We start from the raw sequence: 22,138 nt of genomic DNA on the forward strand, positions 1-22,138 counted from the left end.
GCCGATAAACGCAACAATTCGCGATATACTGTCAAAACTATTTTGACAATTATGAAGGTTAAGGATGCTGAATCTCCAGCGAACGGCGATGTTTGTGGCGGTAGCGGATGCGGGCAGTTTTACTGCCGCCGCAGAGTCGATGGGGCTGACAAAGGCCGTGGTCAGCTTCAATATTCGCCAGCTGGAAGATGAGCTGGGAGTCACGCTGCTGTTGCGATCCACCCGTCGCCTGACGTTAACCGAGGCGGGCGTGCTTTTTCATCAGCGAAGCGTCAGGCTTTTACAGGAGGCTGAACGCCTGCAGGACGACGTTCGCGCTAACCATGCCGACCTGACCGGCGAATTGCGGATCACCACCACGCCCGAATACGGTTCGCAGGTGGTTGTGCCTTTGCTGGCCGAATTTAGCCAGCAGCATCCGGAGCTTCGCGTTCGTCATGTTTCGTCGTCTCAGCACGCCGATCTCATCTCGGAGCGCTTTGATGTCGCCATCCGGCTGGGAACACTCGCTGATTCGCGCTACCACGCCGCCTTGATTTCAAACTTTACTATCCTGCCGGTTGCCGCCCCCGGGTGGCTGGCTAACCATCCCGTTGGATCTCTCGAACACCTGGCGCAGGCCGAGTGGATCGTTCACGAGCGTTTACCTTCGCCGCTGCACTGGCAGGTGAAAGATGGAGATGGCAATCTGGTTGCCTTTGAGATTAAAAAGGCCCCGCGCCTGTACGCAGATAGCGCCCAGGCGCTGATGGCTTTCGCGCATGCGGGATGTGGTGTGGCGCTGCTGCCGGAGTGGCTGGTGCGAAACGCACTGAATACGGGGGTTCTGGTATCGCTTTTACCGGGATACACGTTTGCTCAGCAGGGCATCTATGCCGTTTATCCAGATGCCCAGCATGTGCCCGCTAAGGTTCGGACATTTATTGATTTTATGCGTGCCCGGGTGAACTAGTCATGCATCATCTTTTTGATCAGTGCCGTAAATTGTTCCCGCTCGTCCTGGCTGAGACGCCCTAAAAACGCCTCATCCACCTCATTACCGACCGGTTTACAGCTTGCAAGCAGGGCTTCCCCTTCAGGCGTGAGGAAGACAAACCGGCGGCGCTTATCCGCAGGATCGTGTTCGCGCTTCACCAGCCCACGCGATTCCATGCGGCTCAGCATTTCGGCCAGCGTCGCTTTTGTGCTCACGGCGACTTCCGTCAGGGCGACCTGCTCGATCCCCGGATTTTCAGAAACAGATCGCATCACCGCATATTGCGGCTTGGTCAGCGCCGGTAAAGCATGTTGCCAGTGGGCAGTATGCTGTTGAAAAAGCTGCCGTAGCAGGTGGAACGCTTCTTGTCTCAGTTCCATGAACACTCCGACGAAAAAAATCTCCCCCTATGATAGCCGCTATTGCCTGCGATTTTAACGCAGCAGTTTTTAGCATTACGTGTGATCGTGTACGAACAATATTGTCAGGTCAGCTCACGGGGAGTAACGTAGTTATTATGTTCGTATGCGAACGAATTAATTGAGGTGCTGAATGAGATTGATCGTGGGAATGACGGGAGCAACAGGTGCTCCGCTGGGGGTGGCTTTACTGCAGGCGTTACGGGACATGCCAGAGGTTGAAACCCATCTGGTGATGTCGAAATGGGCGAAAACCACCATTGAGCTGGAAACGCCCTATACCGCGCAGGATGTCGCCGCCCTGGCAGATGTCGTTCACAGTCCTGCCGATCAGGCTGCCACCATCTCCTCCGGCTCGTTTCGTACCGACGGCATGATCGTCATTCCCTGCAGCATGAAAACGCTGGCGGGTATCCGCGCGGGCTATGCCGAAGGGCTGGTGGGCCGTGCGGCAGACGTGGTGCTGAAAGAGGGGCGCAAGCTGGTGCTGGTCCCGCGTGAAACGCCGCTCAGCACCATTCATCTGGAGAACATGCTCGCGCTTTCCCGCATGGGTGTGGCGATGGTGCCGCCCATGCCTGCGTATTACAACCACCCGCAAACCGCCGATGATATCACCCAGCATATCGTGACCCGCGTGCTCGACCAGTTTGGTCTGGAGCACAAAAAGGCGCGTCGCTGGAATGGCCTGCAGGCGGCGAAACATTTTTCACAGGAGAATAACGATGGCATTTGATGATTTGAGAAGCTTCCTGCAGGCGCTCGATGAGCAAGGGCAACTGCTGAAAATTGAAGAAGAGGTCAATGCGGAGCCGGATCTGGCGGCGGCCGCTAACGCGACGGGACGTATCGGTGATGGTGCGCCTGCGCTGTGGTTCGATAACATTCGCGGGTTTACCGATGCCAGGGTGGTGATGAACACCATCGGCTCCTGGCAGAACCACGCCATTTCGATGGGGCTGCCGGCGAATACCCCGGTCAAAAAGCAGATCGATGAGTTTATTCGCCGCTGGGATAAATTCCCGGTCGCACCGGAGCGCCGGGCCAACCCCGCATGGGCGCAGAATACGGTGGACGGTGAAGAGATTAACCTGTTCGACATCCTGCCGCTGTTTCGCCTGAACGACGGGGACGGCGGTTTTTATCTCGACAAAGCGTGCGTTGTCTCGCGCGATCCGCTCGACCCGGACCATTTCGGCAAGCAGAACGTCGGTATTTATCGCATGGAAGTGAAGGGCAAACGTAAGCTCGGCCTGCAGCCGGTGCCGATGCATGATATCGCCCTGCATCTGCATAAAGCCGAAGAGCGTGGTGAAGACCTGCCGATTGCGATTACGTTGGGCAACGATCCGATCATCACCCTGATGGGCGCAACGCCGCTGAAATACGATCAGTCCGAGTATGAAATGGCCGGGGCGCTGCGTGAAAGCCCGTACCCGATTGCGACCGCGCCGTTGACCGGCTTCGATGTGCCGTGGGGGTCTGAAGTGATCCTGGAAGGGGTGATTGAAGGCCGTAAACGTGAAATTGAAGGGCCGTTCGGTGAGTTTACCGGGCACTATTCGGGCGGACGCAATATGACAGTGGTCCGTATTGATAAAGTCTCGTACCGCACTAAACCGATTTTCGAATCCCTCTATCTCGGGATGCCCTGGACCGAGATCGACTACCTGATGGGGCCAGCCACCTGTGTGCCGCTTTACCAGCAACTGAAAGCGGAGTTCCCTGAAGTGCAGGCGGTGAACGCGATGTATACCCACGGTCTGCTGGCGATCATCTCCACCAAAAAACGCTACGGTGGTTTTGCCCGCGCGGTCGGTTTACGCGCCATGACCACGCCGCACGGCCTGGGCTATGTGAAGATGGTGATTATGGTGGATGAAGATGTCGATCCGTTCAACCTGCCGCAGGTGATGTGGGCGCTGTCATCGAAAGTGAACCCGGCAGGGGATCTGGTGCAGCTGCCGAACATGTCGGTTCTTGAGCTTGATCCTGGGTCCAGCCCGGCAGGCATCACCGACAAGCTGATTATTGATGCCACCACGCCTGTTGCGCCGGATAACCGCGGTCACTACAGCCAGCCGGTGCAGGATTTACCTGAAACCAAAGCCTGGGCTGAAAAGCTGACTGCGATGCTGGCAGCACGCCAATAAGGAGGAAAAGATGATTTGTCCACGTTGTGCCGATGAGCAAATTGATGTGATGGCCACATCACCGGTGAAAGGGATCTGGACGGTTTATCAGTGCCAGCATTGCCTGTATACCTGGCGCGATACCGAGCCGCTGCGTCGTACCAGTCGCGAACATTACCCTGAAGCGTTCCGTATGACGCAGAAGGATATTGATGAGGCGCCGCAGGTGCCGACCATTCCGCCATTGCTGTAAAAAAAAGCCCGGTGGCGCTGCGCTTATCGGGCAGTAAAATCGTGCGGTCCTTTGCCCGGTGGCGCTACGCTTACCGGGCCTACGGGTTTTGTAGGTCGGGTAAGGCGAAGCCGCCACCCGACAAAACAGACCGCAGAAAACTAAACCAGACTCTTCAGCCGATAAATCCACTCCAGCGCCTGACGTGGCGTCAGTGAATCCGGGTCGAGATTCTCCAGCGCTTCAACGGCGGGTGACGTCTCTTCCGCAGGGGCCAGCAGCGACATCTGTGTACCGTCAATCTGGGTGGCCGCCGCATTCGGTGACAGGCTTTCCAGCTCGCGCAGTTTCTGACGCGCGCGTTTAATTACTTCTTTAGGCACACCCGCCAGTGCCGCGACAGCCAGGCCATAGCTCTTGCTCGCGGCACCTTCCTGCACCGTGTGCATAAAGGCGATGGTATCGCCATGCTCAAGCGCATCCAGGTGGACGTTTGCCACGCCCTCCATTTTCTCCGGCAACTGCGTCAGTTCAAAGTAGTGCGTTGCGAACAGCGTCATGGCCTTGATTTTATTCGCCAGGTTTTCCGCACACGCCCATGCCAGCGACAGACCGTCGTAGGTTGAGGTGCCGCGTCCAACTTCGTCCATCAGCACCAGGCTGTGTTCTGTCGCGTTGTGCAGGATATTGGCGGTTTCCGTCATTTCGACCATAAAGGTGGAACGGCCGCTGGCCAGATCGTCCGCCGCACCCACGCGGGTGAAGATACGATCGATGGGGCCAATCTCCACTTTCTGCGCCGGAACGTAGCTGCCGATGTAGGCGAGCAGGGCGATAAGCGCCGTCTGGCGCATATAGGTACTTTTACCGCCCATGTTCGGACCGGTAATGATCAGCATTCTTCGCTGCGGCGACAGGCTCAGCGGGTTAGCGATGAACGGCTCGTTCAGTACCTGCTCCACCACCGGGTGGCGGCCTTCGGTAATGCGAATGCCGGGCTTGTCGGTAAAGGTCGGGCAGGTATAGTTCAGCGTTTCAGCACGCTCAGCCAGATTTACCAGCACATCCAGCTCCGCCAGCGCGCCAGCGCTTAACTGCAGGTCCGCGAGGTGTGGCATCAGCATGTCGAACAGCTCGTCGTAAAGCTGCTTTTCCAGGGCCAGCGCTTTGCCTTTCGAGGTGAGAACTTTGTCCTCATACTCTTTCAGCTCAGGAATGATGTAACGCTCAGCGTTTTTCAACGTCTGGCGACGCACATAGTGAATCGGCGCCAGATGGCTCTGCCCGCGGCTGATCTGAATATAGTAACCGTGGACTGCGTTATAGCCGACTTTCAGGGTATCGAGCCCGAGACGTTCGCGCTCGCGGATCTCCAGCTTGTCGAGGTAATCCGTTGCGCCGTCAGCCAGCGCGCGCCATTCATCCAGCTCTTCGTTGTAGCCAGGGGCAATTACGCCACCGTCGCGCACCAGAACCGGCGGCGCATCAATGATAGCGCGCTCCAGCAGATCGCGGAGTTCAGCAAACTCGCCCATGGTTTCGCGCAGTTTCTGAACCGGTGCGCTGTCAACGTCGCTCAGTTGAGCACGCAGTTCCGGCAACTGCTGGAAGGCATGACGCATTCGTGCAAGGTCGCGAGGCCGCGCCGTGCGCAGTGCCAGGCGAGCCAGAATACGCTCCAGATCGCCCACCTGACGCAGCACAGGCTGCAGTTCGGTGTAGCGATCCTGCAGCGCGGCAATGGTCTGCTGACGACAAACGAGCGTATCCGTATCGCGGACGGGCATATGCAGCCAGCGCTTCAGCATGCGGCTGCCCATCGGCGTCACGGTGTTATCGAGGACGGATGTCAGCGTGTTCTCAACGCCACCCGCCAGGTTCTGGGTGATCTCCAGATTCCGGCGCGTGGCCGCATCCATAATGATGCTGTCCTGCTGGCGCTCCATGGTGATAGAGCGGATATGCGGCAGGGCGGTGCGCTGGGTATCTTTCACATACTGCAAAAGGCAGCCCGCGGCGCACAGTCCACGCGGGGCGTTTTCCACCCCAAAGCCAATCAGATCGCGGGTGCCAAACTGCAGGTTGAGCTGCTGGCGAGCGGTATCAATTTCAAATTCCCACAGCGGACGGCGGCGCAGGCCGCGACGACCTTCGATCAGCGCCATTTCGGCAAAATCTTCGGCATACAGCAGTTCCGCCGGGTTGGTGCGCTGCAGCTCGGCTGCCATGGTTTCCCGGTCAGCCGGCTCGCTCAGACGAAAACGCCCGGAGCTGATATCCAGCGTGGCATAACCAAACCCTTTGCCGTCCTGCCACAGGGCCGCCAGCAGGTTATCCTGACGCTCCTGGAGCAGGGCTTCGTCGCTAATGGTGCCTGGCGTGACGATACGCACGACCTTGCGTTCAACCGGGCCTTTTGAGGTGGCCGGATCGCCGATCTGCTCACAGATGGCAACCGACTCGCCCTGATTCACCAGCTTGGCCAGGTAGTTTTCTACCGCATGATGCGGAATGCCTGCCATCGGGATGGGTTCACCTGCCGATGCGCCACGTTTGGTCAGAGAGATGTCGAGCAGCTGCGATGCCCGTTTAGCATCGTCATAAAACAGCTCGTAAAAATCGCCCATGCGGTAAAACAGCAGGATTTCCGGATGCTGCGCTTTCAGCTTCAGGTACTGCTGCATCATTGGGGTATGGGCGTCAAAATTTTCAAGTGTACTCATTAGGTTACCGTGTCCATTTTTTTCAATTTCAATGAGTTGTCTTTTTTATTGTCAGGTTTCTTACTCTCTCATTGGAACGCATGACAGCCTGCGTTTCTTATCATGAATCGTTCACGGACCATGATAACGGACTCTGCTGGACAGGAAAACAGACGTGCGGGCTCTTTCGACTAAAATGCGTACCTGATTCCAGCGATGCTGAAGACGTGGGCCTGTCTTGCCGCAATTGCGACAGGCACGCTGGTCCGGTAACGCTAAAGGAACACCGCGCGATATTCCTTGCGTATTAAACGTAAACGGGAATAAAGGCGTCAGAATATAACGTCATCCTTTTTTCTGTTTCAGAAACGTATTTGTCTTCGATGTGGGGATAATATTCTATTATGCTCACATTATTTTATTTCGGTGTTACTGCTGAACAAACAACATAACTTACTGCTTTGACAAGGAATATTCGCAGAGTATACTTGCTAACTCTGGCAACAGTTTTCTGATTCTGTTTATTGCATAGTGAGTCTCATATGTTCTGGATAATTAACGATAATATTAAATTTTGTCCAGAGAAAAACTTACTTGTCTCTATGACCCGACCGGAGTTGAGCGTCATTCTGACCACGCCAGCCAGTCGTTGTCTGGTTCTTCTGCTTGAGTCCGCCCCGGAAGTGGTTAATCAAAGGGATTTCTTCACTAAAGTTTGGGGTGAAGACGGAATGTTAGTTCCGGCCAATACCCTTTATCAGAATATCTCCATTATCCGGCGTGGGTTGCGCACGACGGGAGAGACTGACGACACGCTGGTTGCCACGGTACCCAGAAAAGGGTTCCAGATTAAAAAAGAAGTTAAGGTCAGCCGAATTGAAAACGACGTAACAGAATCAGAAAGCGCGATAGCAGAAGCCCAGCCTGTCAGCGGCTCGAAAGAGGTGATTGCGGAAACTGCTGCCGTTCAGGTGAAAGATAAGCCCCCGCGTCATCACTATCGTCGCTATCTTCCACTGCTTTTTATGGCCCTCTCTTTTGGGCTGGGCTATTTTATTCTTCATCTGGCGGTCCATGACTATTCCAGAAAAGACTTTTTTAAAGACTACACCATAAGCAGTACGGAAAATGGCTGCCATTTTTTCTCACGAAACGATGATATTAAAAGCAGGGGTAACTTCACGCGTTATAAGCAAATTATCATGCGAACAGGGCTCGATTGTAAAAAATACCCCTGGGCCTACTTCTCTTCATCCAGCACGGCTCCGGCACTTTCTGTACTCATTTGCAGAAAACCGTATGAGCAAGAAGAAGATGCAGGATGCGTTACGCTTTATTTTAGGGGGTACAATCAGTGACTAAAAAGTCTACTGCCATCCTGTGTCTCGTCCTGTTTGCCGTTGGGGCGCTGACGTCCTGGCTTTATCATTATCACTTAGAAAAAAAACAAAATACGGAAGCCTGTTCAGTTTCTGTTGTTGTTTACCATGAAGATGCCCGCGCAAACCTGACGCTGGATTTTATGTACACCATGCAAAAGCAGACCGGGGTCATCGCGCTAAGCGGGACATATTTTAAAAATGAGAAGGCGATAGCCTCTATCCGCCGGGATGTGTCTTATATCTGGACCGAAAACAAAGACTCTTTCCAGTTTACCTCCGTGAAGATCCATGAGGTTAATGAAGACTCCCTGCCGGATAATGTGCTCGGCGACGTGTTGCCTGATTTCTTTATTTATCCGAACCATAAATTGAACTATACCATTCTGAAACAAGGGCCCAGAGGGTTTCTATTTACCGTCGGTAAGCGTCCTATTTTCTTCTGCTCTCGCTGAGATCTTCTTTCAGTAGTTCGATGACAATTTTCCCCTGTTCAACCCCCACCCTGACCTGAGAGTGGGTAGTAAACCCTGCCTGCTCCAGCCAGTCACCTTTTAAGCTCAACGCCGCATGTACGCTGTAACGTCGCGGGATTTTGGTCTTCCGGTCTTCGTGACGCTTTCTGAAATAACCGACTTTTAAGTGGCGATAGTGTTTGGTCGTGGCGATCTCTTGCATATAGCCTCCGTAACGATGAGCGGCGCGTGTTGTTAATACCTGTATAAAATACCAGTAAAAAAGGGTGGGGGTGGGCTTAATAGTGGAATGCGGCTTCAGAAAACGAAATGCAACGACTGAAAAGTGGCAGATAAAGGAGTATTATTAATGCATGTTTTTAGTCGGTGAGCCGCTATGTCTGGTAAACGTATTTCACGGGAAAAAAAGACGATCGCCAGAATGATCGCTCTGTATGAAAAACAGTGCCCGGAGGCTTCTCAGGAAGAGGGACATTATCAGGCGCTGAATGCCTATGCGGATAAGCGTCTGGATAAGTGCGTCTTTGGTGAGGAAAAACCGGCCTGTAAACAGTGTCCGGTACACTGCTACCAGCCCGCCAGGCGTGAAGAGATGAAGCAGATTATGCGCTGGGCGGGGCCCCGCATGCTGTGGCGTCATCCCATCCTGACGGTACGCCATCTGCTTGACGATCGTCGCCCGGTACCGGAATTACCGGAAAAGTATCGCCCGAAAAAGTAACCGTCTCAGCGTGTGAAAGGGCGACAAATGATCTTCATGGCGATCGCGCTGCATAGCGGGAACAGGGCCAGCAGCAGCCAGGGGGACATCGCCTGCGGCGAAGGGACAAGCGCACGATCCAGCAGACTGCCAAACAGCAAATTCCCCAGCAGCACCGCAACACCGCCTGCGGTGGCGAGTGCGCCGTAGTGCGCGCCAAGCGTCGATTCCTCCGCAAAGCGTGGAACCAGATCTTTCGCCGAGGGCACCAGCAGCATTTGCCCAAGCGTCAATAGCGCCACAAAACATACCGACGGCAGCAAGCGCAGCCAGCCTTCCGGCGGCACCGTCGGGGCGAACACCGCCACGCTCGCAAAAGATGCCGAGAGCAGTAAAAAGCCCACCGGCAAAATTCTCACCGCGCCCACGCGTCGTGCAAAGCGGGCCAGCGGAAGCTGCAAGGTGATGATCAGCACAGAGGCCAGCATAAACAGGGGGCCGAGATCTTTCTCGTTACCACCGGCGCGCTGGATCTCCACGGGCAGCGCCAGATAGAGCTGGTTGTAGCTCAACAGCCACGAGCTGTAGGCGATGATAAAGGCGACAAAGCGCGGCTGACGGAAGGTTGTCCACCAGGGAACAATATTGAGTGCCTGCTTGCTGTGTTGCGCAGCCGGAAGGCAGAAGTAGAGCACAATCAGCGCGACGACGAAGACCCCCGCCCCCGCCAGCGCCACCTGGCGAAACCCCAGCCCCGTGAGCAACGCCCCGACAACCGGGCCCAGCACCGCGCCGAGTTCACCGCAGACGGCAAACAGCGCAAACCACTCTGCACGGCTGCGTTGACCTTTAGTCTCGCTATGCGTACCCGCCCTGGCCAGCAGCGCTTCGATGGAGGGAGAGAACAACGCACCGCCAATGCCGGTCAGACAGGCGCCAAGGATGATGGGCCAGAGCGCGTGTCCAAATGCCAGCAGCAGATAACCCGCAACGCGGATGACGCAGCCGCAGAGGATAATGATTTTGGCACCAAAGCGGTCTGAGAGCGCACCGCCGACGATGAACATCCCCTGCTGCGAAAAGGTACGCAGCCCCAGAATCAGCCCGATAAGGCCGCCGGAAAGCAGCATGTCGTCGCGCAAAAAGATCGCCAGGAAGGGGACGACCGCGTAAAAACCGATGTTAAACACAAACTGGCTGCCCAGTAAGACGGGCGGCCAGAGCGTTGTGGCAGGGCGCAGGGGCATCATGTTACGGGCGCTTAAACGATAAAGTGAATGTGCTTTTTGCCATGGAACGGCGAGATCTCGATTTTGGTTTTGACCCGAAAAACGTCCCAGAGCAACGCCTCAGAGAGGATCTCCTGCGGCGTTCCGGTGGCCACGATTTGCCCCTGCTGCATCACAATCAGCGAATCGCAGAACATCGATGCATGGTTGAGATCGTGAATAGCCACAATGCTGGTCACCGGCAGGTCGCTTATCAGGTGCATCAGCTGCATCTGATGATGAATGTCCAGGTGGTTGGTCGGTTCATCCAGCAAAATTTCTGTAGGCGTCTGCGCCAGCGCCCTGGCGATATGCACGCGCTGGCGCTCCCCGCCGGAGAGGCTCAGCCAGCCCTGATCGCTTTTTTCCAGCATATCCACCCGCTGCAGGGCGGCGGTAACGGTCTCGTCATCCTGCTTGCTCCAGTTCGAGAACGGGGAGTGATGCGGGATACGACCGAGTTTGACGACATCGCGAACGCGCATATTGGCATCGGTCATGCCGTGCTGTTCAACGAAGGCCACCCGGCGCGCAAGCTGCTTTTTGGCGATGCGGGAAATGTCCTGACCGTCCAGCGTCACACAGCCCGCATCCGGGCGGCGCAGGCCAGCCAGAATGCGCAAAAGCGATGATTTACCGCAACCATTAGGGCCAAGCAGACCTACCGTTTCACCGCGCGCCACCTTGAGTGACACGTTATTGACGATGACCTTTTTGCCTACCTTCCAGGTAATATTTTCAGCGCAGATACTCATTACTTATTCCTTGAGCGGTAGATGATCACGGCAAAGAACGGCACGCCAACCAGGGCGGTTACCACCCCGACGGGCAGACTTTGCGGGGCAATCAGCATGCGCGAGGCGATATCTGCCAGCACCATCAGGATCGCCCCCGCCAGTGCGCTGGCAATCAGCAGGGTTCGATGCAGAGGACCGAACAAGAAACGCATGACGTGCGGAACCACCAGCCCGACAAAGCCGATTGAGCCGGCCATACTGACGATGGTTGCAGTAATCAGTGCGGTGGTGGTAAAGAGCGCCAGGCGCACCCAGGGGACGGCAATCCCCAGCGAGGCCGCGGCGTCGTCACCAAAGGTAAAGGCATCCAGCGCCCGGGAATAGTAGAGGCAAATGGCTAACCCAATCAGCACCACAACCAGTGCCAGCTGGAATTCAGGCCAGCGTACACCGCTAAAGCTGCCCAGCAGCCAGAACATCACATCACGCGCCTGCTGCGCGCTGGCAGAGGTGCTGATGGTATAGGCGGTGATGGCGTTGAAGAGCTGAGAGGCGGCTACGCCCGCCAGAATGGTGCGCTCGTTGCCGCCGCGCGCGCCGTTGGTCAGAAAGGCGACAAACGCAAAGGCGGCGAATGCGCCGGCAAACGCGCCCGCAGAGAGCGACACCGCGCCGGTCCCCATCCCCAGCACCACGACGGAAACCGCGCCGGTGGACGCCCCCGCAGAGACGCCGAGCACGTAAGGTTCAGCCAGCGCGTTTTTCAGCAGGCTCTGCAAAACCGCGCCGCAGATAGCCAGCCCCGCACCGCAGCAGGCCGCCACCAGTGCGCGGCTCAGGCGAAAGTCCCAGATCACGCTCTCATAGATGCGGTTGAGCGGAACCGCGGTCAGCCCCAGCTTATTACCGATAGCATAAAAGACATTGGACAGCGGAATCGACAACTCTCCGACGCTTACACCTAGGGCGATCACCAGAAACAGCAGGACGATAGCCAGCAGGGCGGAAGTGGTCAGGAACAGGCCCTGTCGGGCCTGAAGTACAGCTGCCGTCATCAGTTCAGCCCCAGTTTTCTGAGCTGTTCGCCCACCTGTTCAGCGCCATAAATGGTACGGATCGTCGGGTTCATTGCCTGGCCGTCCATCACCACGATATGGCCTTTTTTGACGGCATCAAGCTGGCTGACGGCCGGATCGCTTTTCAGGAATTTGATTTTCTCTTCCGCGTTATCCAGCGCCCAGCGGTTACGGTCAAGGCTTGAGACCACAATCACGTCCGGGTTGGCGGCAATGATGCTTTCCCAGCCCACGGTTGGCCATTCGGCCTCGGCGGTGATGGCGTTATGGCCACCCAGTACGTCAGCGATAAAGCCTGAGGCGCTGTTTTTACCGCCCACGTAGGCATCAGCAGAAGGAGAGGCGCTTGAGAACCAGAACACAAAGGAGAGGTCTTTTTTGCTTTTGCCAAATTCTTTGCGCAGGTCTGCCTCACGTTTTTTGAAGCTGGCGATAACGGCCTGACCACGGTCTTCAACGTTGAAAATTTTGGCGAAATCTTCAATCTCTTTATAAAGGTATGTCATGTCCCACAGCTTCTGGCGGCTGCCGTACATATCGCCCGAGGCTTTTTTAGTGGCGCACATGCCCGGTGATAAATAGCTGTTCACGCCGACGGTAGCCAGATCCTCACGTTTTGCGACCTTACTTTCTGGCCCGAGCAGCAGCGGCAATTGTGCAGGAACAAAATCGGGGTTTTGTGCAAGGATAGATTCCAGCGTAGGAATTTCGACGGTGAGCGTTTTGATTTTGGCATTCTGTTCCGCCAGCTGCGGCAGCACTTTGGTCGGCCAGAAGGCGCTGGCCTTCACCTTATCTTCCAGACCCAGCAGAAGCAAAATCTCAACGGTATTTTGACCAAGGGCCACGACGCGTTCCGGCGCTTTGGTGAAGGTCTCTTTATAACCGCAGTTTTCAATGGTCAGAGGATAAGTGGTTGCCAGAGCAGAACTGACCGACGCAACCGCCAGGCCTAACGCGCAGATGACCTTCTTCATTAAACGCTACCCTTCATTAAAGTTATTTTTGATGCAAATGAAACTCATTATTAAGGCGGAATTTTATACAGAGGAAAATATTGTGTGTCAATGAGGGACAATAACGCAGGGTGACAAAAGGCGGTGCCAGAAAGCACCGCCGGAATGCGCCTTAAATCAGGCTCTCTTTATCTATTCCAAGACGCTTCATGCGCGACAGCAGGGTGGTGCGTTTTAACCCCAGACGCTGGGCTGCCCCTTTCGGCCCGGCCACTACGCCGTTGGTCTCTTTCAGCACGCGGACGATCAATTGATATTCATCTTCCCCGTCCTGGGCCACGTCGGTCGCGGCCGCGGGAGAGTCCGGCAGAGAAACCTCCGGCAGGGAGAGTTGCAGCACATTACCGCGCGTCAGCAGCACCGCACGCTCAATGACGTTTTCCAGCTCGCGCACGTTGCCGGGCCACTCCATCGAGGAAAGGGTGCGTAACGTCTCGGCGGGAATGCTGTCGATGTTGCGTCCCATCCGGCGGGCAATTTTGGCGGTAAACGCTTTGACCAGCAGCGGGATATCTTCCGGCCGCTCGCGCAGGGGCGGCAGGCAAATCGGGAACACGTTCAGGCGATAGTAGAGGTCGCTGCGAAACTCGCGGTCGGCGACCATTTTTTTCAGATCGCGGTTGGTGGCGGCAATCAGCCGCACGTCGGTCTGAATCAGCTTATTGCTGCCAAGACGTTCGAACTCCTGTTCCTGCAGCACACGCAGCAGTTTAGGCTGTAGCTCCAGCGGCATATCGCCCACTTCGTCGAGGAACAGCGAGCTTTTATCCGCCAGCTCGAAACGGCCCAGTCGCTGGCTGCTGGCACCGGTAAACGCGCCGCGCTCATGGCCAAAGAGATCGCTTTCCAGCAGACCCGCAGGCATGGCGGCACAATTCATTTTCACCATCCGGCGGCTGTTGCGGTTGCTAAGATTGTGGATCGCGCGGGCAATCAACTCCTTACCCGTACCGGTTTCGCCCAGGATCAGCACTGTGCTGTCGCTTTGCGCGACCATCTCCACCTGTTTGAGCACGCTGTACATGGCATCGCTGCGTCCGATGATTTCGCCAAACTCGCTGTCGACATTGTTAAGCTGTTCCGTCAGCGCCAGGTTTTCATCCACCAGCCGTTCTTTCAGACGGTGGATCTCCTGATACGCCAGCGCGTTATCCAGCGCGATGGAGATACGCTCGGCAATCTGACGCAGCAGCTTCAGGTTGGCGGTGGTGAACACCCCTTCCTCACACTGCGCCAGCTTCAGAACGCCCAGCATGGTGTTACCGGACATCAACGGCAGCAGGCACAGAGTCTGGATTTTGTTGCCCCAGATGTTAAACAGCATTCGCTCGTAAGGCGCCATCACATCCTGCTCGCTGAGATTGAGCAGCAGGATCTCCTTGCTTTTAAACACCCGTTCAGAAAGAGTTCCCGCTTCATCCACCTCGCTCTGCTCATGGGCCGGGTTCGCTTCGTCGAGATAGTGCGTGGAGTAGATGTTGAGCTTGCCCTTGCGATGGCCGCGCAAGGCAATGCTGATGGCGTCAATTTTGAAGTAGTGATGGATCTCCTTCGACACTTCGCTGACCAGCTCATCCATGTCGAGACGGGAGAGCACGGCGTTGGTGATTGCCACCAGAATGCGGAAGTTGTCACGCTCACGGCTCAGCAGGTCGTAATCCACATTATTGCTGACGCGGCTTTGGATCTGCTCGGCGACGACGGCCACTATCTGGGTGAAGGTGTGCAGACGCTCATATTCCGCCTCGCTCCATGGCTGGTCGGTATTACGGATAAACTCGCAGCCACCAAAAATGTGGCCTTCCACCGCCAGCGGCAGCAGGCTGTAATGACCAAACGGCTGATATAAGGCGCTCCGGGCCAGCATCGGCCACGCCTGACGGAACTCCTCAAAATTGCAGTGCAGCGCTTCCGGCCGGGAAAGAATACGGCGTATCGGCCCGTGAGCGAGATACGTTTCGTCTTCGTATTCAAACGCTTTTCCGTTTTCTCGTGTGGAGAAGTAGCTCGCACGATGGCTCCCGCTATGCCAGAGCACAATGGCGGCGCTGTCTGCCAGTGCAGATTGCCTGACCAGACGCGTCAGGGCATCGCTCAGCGCACCCAGGTCGGGCTGCTGTAAAAGTGTTCGCGTAATGTCGAACAGACCCTGCTGTCCGAGATCGCTCATCGGTGTATACGGCATAGTGCTTTCCAGTAGAAACGGGCAAAAAAATAAATTCCGTGCCGACCGCTTTTCGCGCGGTTCTAGCAAATGCGGGGTAACGGTTCCGCGTGCGGCAGATCCAGCGTGCGCTTCACGCCATACAGTCCGGCCAGGCGCACCCCTTTGCGCTCAACCACCTCACCAATTATCGCGGCCTCTTTTCCTGACGGATGCGCCCGCAACTGTTCAAGTACGGCTTCGGCCGCGGTGCGCTCAACGCCTATCACCAGCTTGCCTTCGTTAGCAAAATTGAGCGGATCCAGACCCAGCAGCTCGCACAGTCCGCGAACCGCAGGCTTCACGGGCAGGCTGCGCTCAGTAAGTTCAATACCGCAGCCGCAGCAGGCCGCGAACTCATGCACCACGGCATTGACGCCGCCACGGGTGGCATCCCGCAGGGCTTTCACGCCGGGGATCGCCCGCAGCGTCTGGATAAGCGGGGTGAGCACCGCGCAGTCGCTGCGCAGTTCCCCGTCCAGCCCCAGGCCTTCGCGCAGGTTAAGGATGGTCGCCCCGTGACAGCCCAGCGTGCCGCTGACCAGCAGCACGTCGCCCACGGCCAGTTGCTGCGCGCCCCAGTGAATATCGGCGGGGATCGCCCCCATCCCGGCGGTGTTGATAAAGAGCTTATCCGCCGCGCCGCGCTGCACCACCTTGGTATCGCCGGTGACGATAGCAATCCCTGCCTCGCGCGCGGTGTGCGCCATGCTGCTGACCACCGCCGCGAGCGTCTCCATCGGCAAACCTTCTTCAAGGATAAATCCGCAGGAGAGGTAGCGCGGAATGGCACCGCTGACGGCGACATCGTTCGCGGTACCGCAGACGGCCAGCTTGCCGATATCGCCGCCGGGGAAGAATAGCGGGTCAATCACATAGCTGTCGGTGGAGAAGGCCAGCCTGTCGCCCTGGGCGGTGAGGGAAGCGAGGTCAATGCGGGCCTGGTCTTCCTGCTCGGCGAGCCAGGGGTTATCAAAGGCCTCCATAAACAGCCGGTTTATCAGCTGCTGCATCGCCAGGCCGCCGCTGCCGTGCGCCATTTCAACCGTGTTCATGCTTCACTCTCCTGGTTGCGGTACTGATACCACGCGGCACATGCCCCTTCGGAAGAGACCATCAGTGCGCCAAATGCCGTTTGCGGGTTACAGGTGTTGCCAAATAACGGGCAGTGGTGGGGTTTACATCTTCCGGTAAGGACCTCGCCACAGCGGGCCTGGGGATCGTCGCAAACCTGTTGTGGCTGTGGGCGGAAATGCGTTTCTGCATCAAACGACCGGTAGGCTGGGGTCAGGCGCACGCCGGATTCAGCAATCAACCCCAGCCCGCGCCACTCGCTGTCGCCCTCAACGCTAAATACGTCAGCTATCGCCTGCTGCGCCCGTTCATTTCCGGCATCCGGCACCACGCGGCGGTACTGATTTTCCACCGCGCTCAGGGCTGCTATTTTCTGCTCAACCAGCATGGTGACGCCTTGCAGTAGATCAAGAGGTTCGAAACCAGCGACGACTAACGGGCGATGGTAATCGTCAGCGATAAAGCCGTAGGCCCCGGTACCGATCACCATGCTGACATGGCCCGGTGCCAGGAACGCGTCAATGCCGTTGTCCGGGGCGTCCAGCAGGCTGCGCAGCGTCGGGATAAGCGTAATGTGCTGACAAAAAAAGAAAAAATTGGTGACGTTGCTGCGTTTTGCCTGCTGCAGCGTGATCGCCGTAGCGGGCATGGTGGTCTCAAAACCCAGCCCGAAAAATACCACCTTTCGGCCAGGGTTATCGGTTGCAAGCTTCAGGGCATCCATCGGCGAGTACACGATGCGCACATCCGCGCCGCGCGCTTTGGCCTGCAGCAGCGAGCCCTTTTTCCCCGGCACGCGCATCGCGTCGCCAAAGGTACAGAAAATGACGTCAGGCTGGCTGGCGATCTCGATACAGCTGTCGATGCGCCCCATGGGCAGCACGCAAACCGGGCAGCCCGGGCCATGGATAAACTCTATGTTGTCCGGCAGCAGCTGATCGAGGCCAAATTTGAAAATGGCATGGGTGTGCCCGCCGCAGACTTCCATGATCCGCAGCGGCTTTTCCGCCGTGTGTTTCAGCAGGGCGGCCCGCGTTTTCAGATGACCGATAAGCTGCATTACCTGCTCAGGTGCGCGGTATTCATCAACGTAACGCATAATTACCGTTCCTCGCCGTACAGCAGCGCGCCGACGTCCGGCTCCACATCGAACATATTCTGCAGGGCATCCAGCGTGTCGCGCGCTTCCGCTTCATTAATCACGCTCATGGCAAACCCCACGTGTACCAGCACCCACTGACCAAGGCGCGAGACGCCCGTCTCATCGGTGCTGCCCACCAGCGTTAAATCGACGTCACGCAATATGCCGCAGACCTCCACTTTGGCCTGGTTTCCGTCAATGGAATGGATTTGTCCAGGGACGCCTATGCACATCGTTCACTCTCCAGCCAGTTTAGCCAGTGCGCCATGCCGTCGCCGCGTGTGGCGGAGACTAGCAGGATCGCAATGTCCGGGTTCACTTCACGGGCATAAGCCAGACATTTATCCACGTCGAAATTCAGGTACGGCAGCAGGTCCACTTTGTTCAGCAGCATCAGCGACGCGGCGGCAAACATATGCGGATATTTGAGCGGCTTGTCTTCTCCTTCGGTCACCGAGAGGACCGCCACTTTATGCCGCTCCCCGAGATCGAAGCTGGCCGGGCAGACCAGATTGCCGACGTTTTCGATAAACAGAATGCCGTTATCCGCCAGTGGCAGACGCGGCGCGGCATCGGCAATCATCTGCGCATCCAGATGGCAGCCTTTACCGGTATTGACCTGAATCGCCGGGGTGCCGGTTTCACGAATACGGGCGGCATCGTTGACCGTTTGCTGATCGCCTTCGATCACCGCGCAGGAGACGCGTTCGTTCAGGCGTTTGAGCGTTTCCGTCAGCAGCGTGGTTTTGCCGGAGCCGGGGCTGGAGACGAGGTTGAGCACCAGCTGTTGACGTGCGGCAAACCGGGCGCGGTTGCGGGCGGCGATCTGGTTGTTTTTATCGAGTACGTTGATTTCCACGTTCAGCATCTGGCGCTGGCTCATGCCCGGCGCATGGGTACCCGCCTCGCCGTGGCCGTAATGAAGATCGCCCATATCGGAGCGTTGAGGCGCAAAGCGAATGCCGGTGAGTGCCGCTGCCGGACGCGGTGCGGGGGTAAAAGGGGCGGAGCGAAACGCGGAGTGAGGACGGTGTTCATCCCCTTCGATATACAGGTTGCCTTCGGCGCAACCGCAGGTACTACACATACTTTACTCCTTCTCGATTTCAAGGCGTTGGATCTGCATCCCGTCATCCGCCACGATGCGAAGGCCGGTGTGCTGACACTGTGGGCAGCGCTGGACCTTCGACGACAGCAGGGTGACGTACTGCTGACACTGCTCGCACCAGCACTCCGCCTGTTGCTCTTCAATATGAAGTGCGCAGCCTTCCGCCAGCGTGCCGCGGCACACCAGCTCAAAACAGAAGGTGAGGGCGCTGGTTTCGACGCAGGAAAAGGCCCCGACCTTCAGCCAGACGCCGGTCACGCGCGTCGCGTGGTTTTGCGCTGCCTGCTGTTCGATGAGTTCCAGTGCCCGCTGGCAGAGGGTGATTTCGTGCATGACGCCTCCTTAATGAATTGCCCCGTTAATGCAATAACAATGCCAGCCTGGTTTTGGTTAGGGGGTGACGATGTCAACGCTGTCGAAATGACACGTCGACACCCTCTTGTTGACAGCCTGTTTTGAATTAAACCCATTAAATATCAATGCATTAAAAAATGGCATGGAATCTGCTTAACAGCCGCTATCTCCATTAACCGGATACCTTCTATGACTATTTGGGAAATTAGCGAAAAAGCGGATTACATCGCGCAGCGTCACCAGCAGTTACAGGACCAGTGGCACCTTTACTGCAACTCACTGGTCCAGGGGATCACCCTTTCCAAAGCCCGTCTTCACCACGCCATGAGCTGTGCGGCGCAGGGGGATATGCGCTTTGTTTTGTTCGGCCATTTCACGATTTACGTCACCCTGGCCGACACCTTCAACAGCCACACCATTGAGTACTACGTCGAGACAAAAGAGGGTGAAAAACAGTGTATTGCGAAGGCGCAACTGATGGCCGACGGCATGGTTGACGGTCACGTCAGCAACCGCGATCGCCAGCAGGTGCTGGAGCACTATCTGGAAAAAATCGCGCCGGTTTATAACGGTCTGTACACCGCCGTTGAACACGATCTCCCGGTCAACCTGAAGCAGCTGATGGATGAACACGCCTCAGCGAACGTGGCCTGATCATCACGTGTCGAGAAGTGTCGACATGACAGTTTTTCGTCAAAAATGACTATCACCAGAGGATGACCCGGTGAACCGTTTTGTAATTGCTGACTCGACGGTCTGTATTGGCTGTCGAACCTGTGAGGCGGCCTGTTCGGAAACGCACCGCCTGCACGGGCTCCAGTCCATGCCGCGCCTGCGCGTCATGCGTAATGAAAAAGAGTCTGCCCCGCAGCTCTGCCACCACTGTGAAGATGCGCCGTGCGCGGGCGTCTGTCCGGTGAATGCCATCACCCGCGTTGACGGCGCGGTACAGCTGAACGAAAGCCTGTGCGTGAGCTGCAAGCTGTGCGGCATAGCCTGCCCGTTCGGTGCGATTGAATTTTCCGGCAGCCGTCCGCTGCATATTCCGGCGAATGCCAACACCCCAAAAGCGCCACCTGCTCCCCCGGCTCCGGCACGTGTCAGTACGCTGCTTGACTGGGTGCCCGGCGTGCGTGCGGTGGCGGTGAAGTGCGACCTGTGCAGCTTCGATGAGCAGGGCCCGGCCTGCGTGCGCACCTGCCCGACCAAAGCGCTGATTCTGGTCAACATTCGCGATATTGCCCGCACCAGCAAACGCAAGCGCGAGCTGACCATTAATACCGACGTCGGCGATCTTTCTCTGCTTCAGGCGCTTAACGAGGGGGCGAAATGAACGCGATATTCATGATTAACAGCGCCGTGGCGTACTTTGCCGCCGCTGCTGTGCTGGCGTGGCTCCTGTCATTCCATAAAACCCTGAGCGGCTGGATCGCCGGTATCGGCGGGGCGGTGGGCAGCCTGATGACGCTGGCAGCAGGTACGGCAGTGTTACTCAGCGGTCAGACCGCCGAAGCAATGATTCCGATCGTCCGTCATACCGTTCAGCTCACGCCGCTGAACGCCATCTGGCTGGTGACTTTTGGTCTGTGCGGGGTGTTTATCAGCCTGTTCAATATTGACTGGCACCGCCATCAGCACACCCGCGCGAATGGTCTGCTGGTTAACCTGCTGATGGCGTCGGCGGTCTGCACCGTCATTGCCAGCAACCTCGGCGCGCTGGTGGTGATGGCGGAGATCATGGCGCTCTGCGGCGTGTTCCTGACGGGATGTAGCGCCTCCGGCAAGCTGTGGTTTGCGCTCGGTCGCCTCGGCACGTTGCTGCTGGCGCTGGTCTGCTGGCTGGTGTGGCAACGTTTCGGCACGCTCGACTTCGCAGCGCTTAACGGTCAGCCGCTGGGAAATGACGTCTGGCTGCTGGGCGTGGTGGGCTTTGGCCTGCTGGCCGGGATCATCCCTCTGCACGGCTGGGTGCCGCAGGCGCACGCGAATGCCTCTGCACCCGCTGCCGCGCTGTTTTCCACCGTGGTGATGAAAGTCGGTCTGTTCGGCGTTCTGACGATCACCCTGACCGGCGGCCAGCCGCCGCTGTGGTGGGGTGTCGCGTTGCTTATCGCAGGTATGGTTACCGCCTTTGTCGGCGGGCTGTATGCGCTGATGGAGCACAACATTCAGCGTCTGCTGGCGTACCACACCCTGGAAAATATCGGCATTATCCTGCTCGGCATCGGCGCAGGCGTGACCGGCCTGGCACTTAATCAACCGGCGCTGATTGCCGCCGGGTTTATCGGGGGGCTGTATCACCTCGTTAACCACAGCCTGTTTAAAAGCACCCTGTTCCTGGGCGCGGGCAGCGTCTGGTTCCGTACCGGTCATCGGGATATCGAAAAACTCGGCGGCATCGGCAAAAAGATGCCGGTGATTTCTCTCGCCATGCTGGTCGGGCTGATGGCGATGGCCGCGTTGCCGCCGCTGAACGGCTTTGCGGGCGAGTGGGTGATCTACCAGTCCTTCTTCGCGCTCGGTCAGAGCGACGCCTTTATCGCCCGACTGCTCGGCCCGCTGCTGGCGGTTGGGCTGGCGATAACCGGGGCGCTGGCGGTGATGTGTATGGTAAAAGTCTACGGCGTCACCTTCCTTGGCGCACCGCGCACGCGGGAAGCGGAAAACGCCTGCTGCGCCCCGGTACTGATGGCCACCAGCGTGGTCGCGCTGGCGCTGTGCTGCATTGCGGGCGGGGTTGCCGCGCCGTGGCTGCTGCCGCTGCTGGGTAACGCCATTCCACTGCCGCTGACCACCGCCCATACCACCGTCTCCCAGCCGATGATGGCGCTGCTGCTGATTGCCGCACCGCTGCTGCCGTTTGTGCTGATGCTGTTCTTCAGGCGCGACCGACTCCCCTCCCGCTCGCGCGGGGCGGCCTGGGCCTGTGGCTACGAACACGAACAATCGATGGTCATCACCGCCCACGGTTTTGCCATGCCGGTGAAAGAGAACTTCGCTGCCGTGCTGAAGCTGCGCCACTGGCTGAACCCGGTGGGCTGGATGCCGGGCTGGCAGAGCGCCGCTGTACCTGCGCTGTTCCGCCTTCTGGCGCTGATCGAGCTGGCGGTGCTGGTGGTCATTGTGATTTCACGAGGAGCCTGAC

Annotated in this window: 23 protein-coding genes; 10 read left to right on the forward strand and 13 right to left on the reverse strand. The window is 57.3% G+C overall.

Going from position 1 to position 22,138, the window contains the following annotated elements; all coding sequences use genetic code 11:
* Positions 1-64: 64 nt before the first annotated feature.
* Complete coding sequence (locus EQV24_RS14620; protein WP_130626723.1) at positions 65-952, forward strand: LysR family transcriptional regulator; 888 nt, start codon at positions 65-67, stop codon at positions 950-952.
* On the opposite strand, the gene EQV24_RS14625 is transcribed toward EQV24_RS14620, so the two are convergent.
* Positions 949-1,356 (reverse strand): MarR family transcriptional regulator, encoded by a 408-nt coding sequence (locus EQV24_RS14625; RefSeq protein WP_020689291.1) that lies wholly within the window; start codon positions 1,354-1,356, stop codon positions 949-951. The genes EQV24_RS14620 and EQV24_RS14625 overlap by 4 nt on opposite strands.
* Positions 1,357-1,528: 172 nt before the next feature.
* Between EQV24_RS14625 and EQV24_RS14630 the strand changes: the two genes are divergently transcribed.
* The 3 genes from EQV24_RS14630 to EQV24_RS14640 are packed head-to-tail and all read left to right on the forward strand — an operon-like array spanning position 1,529 to position 3,780.
* A complete protein-coding gene (locus EQV24_RS14630) occupies positions 1,529-2,131 on the forward strand; it encodes a non-oxidative hydroxyarylic acid decarboxylases subunit B (protein WP_013098488.1) in 603 nt (200 codons plus the stop codon).
* Positions 2,121-3,548 carry a non-oxidative hydroxyarylic acid decarboxylases subunit C gene (locus EQV24_RS14635; protein ID WP_013098487.1) on the forward strand — a complete coding sequence of 476 codons (1,428 nt, stop codon included), beginning with the start codon at positions 2,121-2,123 and terminating at the stop codon, positions 3,546-3,548. Before EQV24_RS14630 ends, EQV24_RS14635 begins: the two co-directional genes overlap by 11 nt.
* Before the next feature lie 10 nt (positions 3,549-3,558).
* Positions 3,559-3,780: a non-oxidative hydroxyarylic acid decarboxylases subunit D gene (locus tag EQV24_RS14640; RefSeq protein WP_102752673.1), complete on the forward strand. Its 222-nt coding sequence runs from the start codon at positions 3,559-3,561 to the stop codon at positions 3,778-3,780.
* 140 nt (positions 3,781-3,920) lie between these two features.
* On the opposite strand, the gene mutS is transcribed toward EQV24_RS14640, so the two are convergent.
* Entirely contained in the window at positions 3,921-6,482 is a 2,562-nt protein-coding gene (mutS, locus tag EQV24_RS14650) for a DNA mismatch repair protein MutS (protein ID WP_130626724.1), read from the reverse strand.
* Between the two features lie 521 nt (positions 6,483-7,003).
* Here mutS and EQV24_RS14655 point away from each other — a divergent pair.
* Complete coding sequence (locus EQV24_RS14655; RefSeq protein WP_130626725.1) at positions 7,004-7,819, forward strand: transcriptional regulator; 816 nt, start codon at positions 7,004-7,006, stop codon at positions 7,817-7,819.
* Positions 7,816-8,295, forward strand: a complete 480-nt coding sequence (locus EQV24_RS14660) for a membrane protein (RefSeq protein ID WP_023621089.1) — start codon at positions 7,816-7,818, stop codon at positions 8,293-8,295. The genes EQV24_RS14655 and EQV24_RS14660 overlap by 4 nt, the downstream gene beginning before the upstream one ends.
* Here the strand turns inward: EQV24_RS14660 and EQV24_RS14665 are convergent.
* Positions 8,273-8,518 (reverse strand): SymE family type I addiction module toxin, encoded by a 246-nt coding sequence (locus EQV24_RS14665; protein WP_013098482.1) that lies wholly within the window; start codon positions 8,516-8,518, stop codon positions 8,273-8,275. The two genes, EQV24_RS14660 and EQV24_RS14665, sit on opposite strands and share 23 nt — an antisense overlap.
* A gap of 174 nt (positions 8,519-8,692) precedes the next feature.
* Between EQV24_RS14665 and EQV24_RS14670 the strand changes: the two genes are divergently transcribed.
* Positions 8,693-9,037: a nitrous oxide-stimulated promoter family protein gene (locus EQV24_RS14670; protein WP_028028023.1), complete on the forward strand. Its 345-nt coding sequence runs from the start codon at positions 8,693-8,695 to the stop codon at positions 9,035-9,037.
* 5 nt (positions 9,038-9,042) lie between these two features.
* On the opposite strand, the gene EQV24_RS14675 is transcribed toward EQV24_RS14670, so the two are convergent.
* The 10 genes from EQV24_RS14675 to hypA form a co-directional block, all read right to left on the reverse strand.
* Positions 9,043-10,263 (reverse strand): MFS transporter, encoded by a 1,221-nt coding sequence (locus EQV24_RS14675; RefSeq protein ID WP_029883185.1) that lies wholly within the window; start codon positions 10,261-10,263, stop codon positions 9,043-9,045.
* A 14-nt stretch (positions 10,264-10,277) separates the two neighbouring features.
* A complete protein-coding gene (locus tag EQV24_RS14680; RefSeq protein WP_013098479.1) occupies positions 10,278-11,039 on the reverse strand; it encodes an ABC transporter ATP-binding protein in 762 nt (253 codons plus the stop codon).
* Positions 11,039-12,076 carry an iron ABC transporter permease gene (locus EQV24_RS14685; RefSeq protein ID WP_013098478.1) on the reverse strand — a complete coding sequence of 346 codons (1,038 nt, stop codon included), beginning with the start codon at positions 12,074-12,076 and terminating at the stop codon, positions 11,039-11,041. The genes EQV24_RS14680 and EQV24_RS14685 overlap by 1 nt, the downstream gene beginning before the upstream one ends.
* Positions 12,076-13,074 (reverse strand): ABC transporter substrate-binding protein, encoded by a 999-nt coding sequence (locus tag EQV24_RS14690; protein ID WP_013098477.1) that lies wholly within the window; start codon positions 13,072-13,074, stop codon positions 12,076-12,078. Before EQV24_RS14690 ends, EQV24_RS14685 begins: the two co-directional genes overlap by 1 nt.
* Before the next feature lie 151 nt (positions 13,075-13,225).
* On the reverse strand, positions 13,226-15,298 hold the full coding sequence (gene flhA, locus EQV24_RS14695; protein WP_029883188.1) for a formate hydrogenlyase transcriptional activator FlhA: 2,073 nt from the start codon (positions 15,296-15,298) through the stop codon (positions 13,226-13,228).
* 62 nt (positions 15,299-15,360) lie between these two features.
* Positions 15,361-16,371, reverse strand: coding sequence for a hydrogenase expression/formation protein HypE (gene hypE, locus EQV24_RS14700; protein WP_038420488.1), 1,011 nt, complete (start codon positions 16,369-16,371; stop codon positions 15,361-15,363).
* Entirely contained in the window at positions 16,368-17,489 is a 1,122-nt protein-coding gene (gene hypD, locus EQV24_RS14705) for a hydrogenase formation protein HypD (RefSeq protein WP_020689281.1), read from the reverse strand. The genes hypE and hypD overlap by 4 nt, the downstream gene beginning before the upstream one ends.
* Before the next feature lie 2 nt (positions 17,490-17,491).
* Positions 17,492-17,764 carry a HypC/HybG/HupF family hydrogenase formation chaperone gene (locus EQV24_RS14710; protein ID WP_020689280.1) on the reverse strand — a complete coding sequence of 91 codons (273 nt, stop codon included), beginning with the start codon at positions 17,762-17,764 and terminating at the stop codon, positions 17,492-17,494.
* Positions 17,755-18,618, reverse strand: coding sequence for a hydrogenase nickel incorporation protein HypB (gene hypB / locus EQV24_RS14715; RefSeq protein WP_020689279.1), 864 nt, complete (start codon positions 18,616-18,618; stop codon positions 17,755-17,757). The genes EQV24_RS14710 and hypB overlap by 10 nt, the downstream gene beginning before the upstream one ends.
* A 3-nt stretch (positions 18,619-18,621) precedes the next feature.
* Positions 18,622-18,972, reverse strand: a complete 351-nt coding sequence (hypA, locus tag EQV24_RS14720) for a hydrogenase maturation nickel metallochaperone HypA (RefSeq protein WP_038420487.1) — start codon at positions 18,970-18,972, stop codon at positions 18,622-18,624.
* Positions 18,973-19,182: 210 nt separating this feature from the next.
* Here hypA and hycA point away from each other — a divergent pair, with 210 nt between their 5' ends.
* The 3 genes from hycA to hycC all read left to right on the forward strand — a co-directional run bounded on the left by hycA (position 19,183) and on the right by hycC (position 22,137).
* The gene (hycA, locus tag EQV24_RS14730) at positions 19,183-19,647 is read left to right on the forward strand and encodes a formate hydrogenlyase regulator HycA (protein WP_038420486.1); all 465 of its coding nucleotides are present in this window, start codon (positions 19,183-19,185) and stop codon (positions 19,645-19,647) included.
* A 70-nt stretch (positions 19,648-19,717) separates the two neighbouring features.
* A complete protein-coding gene (locus EQV24_RS14735) occupies positions 19,718-20,326 on the forward strand; it encodes a 4Fe-4S dicluster domain-containing protein (protein ID WP_013098468.1) in 609 nt (202 codons plus the stop codon).
* A complete protein-coding gene (gene hycC, locus EQV24_RS14740; protein WP_130626726.1) occupies positions 20,323-22,137 on the forward strand; it encodes a formate hydrogenlyase subunit 3 in 1,815 nt (604 codons plus the stop codon). The genes EQV24_RS14735 and hycC overlap by 4 nt, the downstream gene beginning before the upstream one ends.
* Position 22,138 lies beyond the last annotated feature (1 nt).

The sequence above is a fragment of the Enterobacter sp. A8 genome (genome assembly GCF_004296595.1).
GTDB classification, from domain to species: Bacteria; Pseudomonadota; Gammaproteobacteria; order Enterobacterales; family Enterobacteriaceae; genus Enterobacter; species Enterobacter cloacae.

Bases quoted from the DNA above. Each gene is read 5' to 3' on its own strand.
- EQV24_RS14620 (WP_130626723.1), top strand. From the start codon at position 65: ATGCTGAATCTCCAGCGAACGGCGATGTTTGTGGCGGTAGCGGATGCG.
- EQV24_RS14625 (WP_020689291.1), bottom strand. From the start codon at position 1,356: ATGGAACTGAGACAAGAAGCGTTCCACCTGCTACGGCAGCTTTTTCAA.
- EQV24_RS14630 (WP_013098488.1), top strand. From the start codon at position 1,529: ATGAGATTGATCGTGGGAATGACGGGAGCAACAGGTGCTCCGCTGGGG.
- EQV24_RS14635 (WP_013098487.1), top strand. From the start codon at position 2,121: ATGGCATTTGATGATTTGAGAAGCTTCCTGCAGGCGCTCGATGAGCAA.
- EQV24_RS14640 (WP_102752673.1), top strand. From the start codon at position 3,559: ATGATTTGTCCACGTTGTGCCGATGAGCAAATTGATGTGATGGCCACA.
- mutS (WP_130626724.1), bottom strand. From the start codon at position 6,482: ATGAGTACACTTGAAAATTTTGACGCCCATACCCCAATGATGCAGCAG.
- EQV24_RS14655 (WP_130626725.1), top strand. From the start codon at position 7,004: ATGTTCTGGATAATTAACGATAATATTAAATTTTGTCCAGAGAAAAAC.
- EQV24_RS14665 (WP_013098482.1), bottom strand. From the start codon at position 8,518: ATGCAAGAGATCGCCACGACCAAACACTATCGCCACTTAAAAGTCGGT.
- EQV24_RS14670 (WP_028028023.1), top strand. From the start codon at position 8,693: ATGTCTGGTAAACGTATTTCACGGGAAAAAAAGACGATCGCCAGAATG.
- EQV24_RS14675 (WP_029883185.1), bottom strand. From the start codon at position 10,263: ATGCCCCTGCGCCCTGCCACAACGCTCTGGCCGCCCGTCTTACTGGGC.
- EQV24_RS14680 (WP_013098479.1), bottom strand. From the start codon at position 11,039: ATGAGTATCTGCGCTGAAAATATTACCTGGAAGGTAGGCAAAAAGGTC.
- EQV24_RS14685 (WP_013098478.1), bottom strand. From the start codon at position 12,076: ATGACGGCAGCTGTACTTCAGGCCCGACAGGGCCTGTTCCTGACCACT.
- EQV24_RS14690 (WP_013098477.1), bottom strand. From the start codon at position 13,074: ATGAAGAAGGTCATCTGCGCGTTAGGCCTGGCGGTTGCGTCGGTCAGT.
- flhA (WP_029883188.1), bottom strand. From the start codon at position 15,298: ATGCCGTATACACCGATGAGCGATCTCGGACAGCAGGGTCTGTTCGAC.
- hypE (WP_038420488.1), bottom strand. From the start codon at position 16,371: ATGAACACGGTTGAAATGGCGCACGGCAGCGGCGGCCTGGCGATGCAG.
- hypD (WP_020689281.1), bottom strand. From the start codon at position 17,489: ATGCGTTACGTTGATGAATACCGCGCACCTGAGCAGGTAATGCAGCTT.
- EQV24_RS14710 (WP_020689280.1), bottom strand. From the start codon at position 17,764: ATGTGCATAGGCGTCCCTGGACAAATCCATTCCATTGACGGAAACCAG.
- hypB (WP_020689279.1), bottom strand. From the start codon at position 18,618: ATGTGTAGTACCTGCGGTTGCGCCGAAGGCAACCTGTATATCGAAGGG.
- hypA (WP_038420487.1), bottom strand. From the start codon at position 18,972: ATGCACGAAATCACCCTCTGCCAGCGGGCACTGGAACTCATCGAACAG.
- hycA (WP_038420486.1), top strand. From the start codon at position 19,183: ATGACTATTTGGGAAATTAGCGAAAAAGCGGATTACATCGCGCAGCGT.
- hycC (WP_130626726.1), top strand. From the start codon at position 20,323: ATGAACGCGATATTCATGATTAACAGCGCCGTGGCGTACTTTGCCGCC.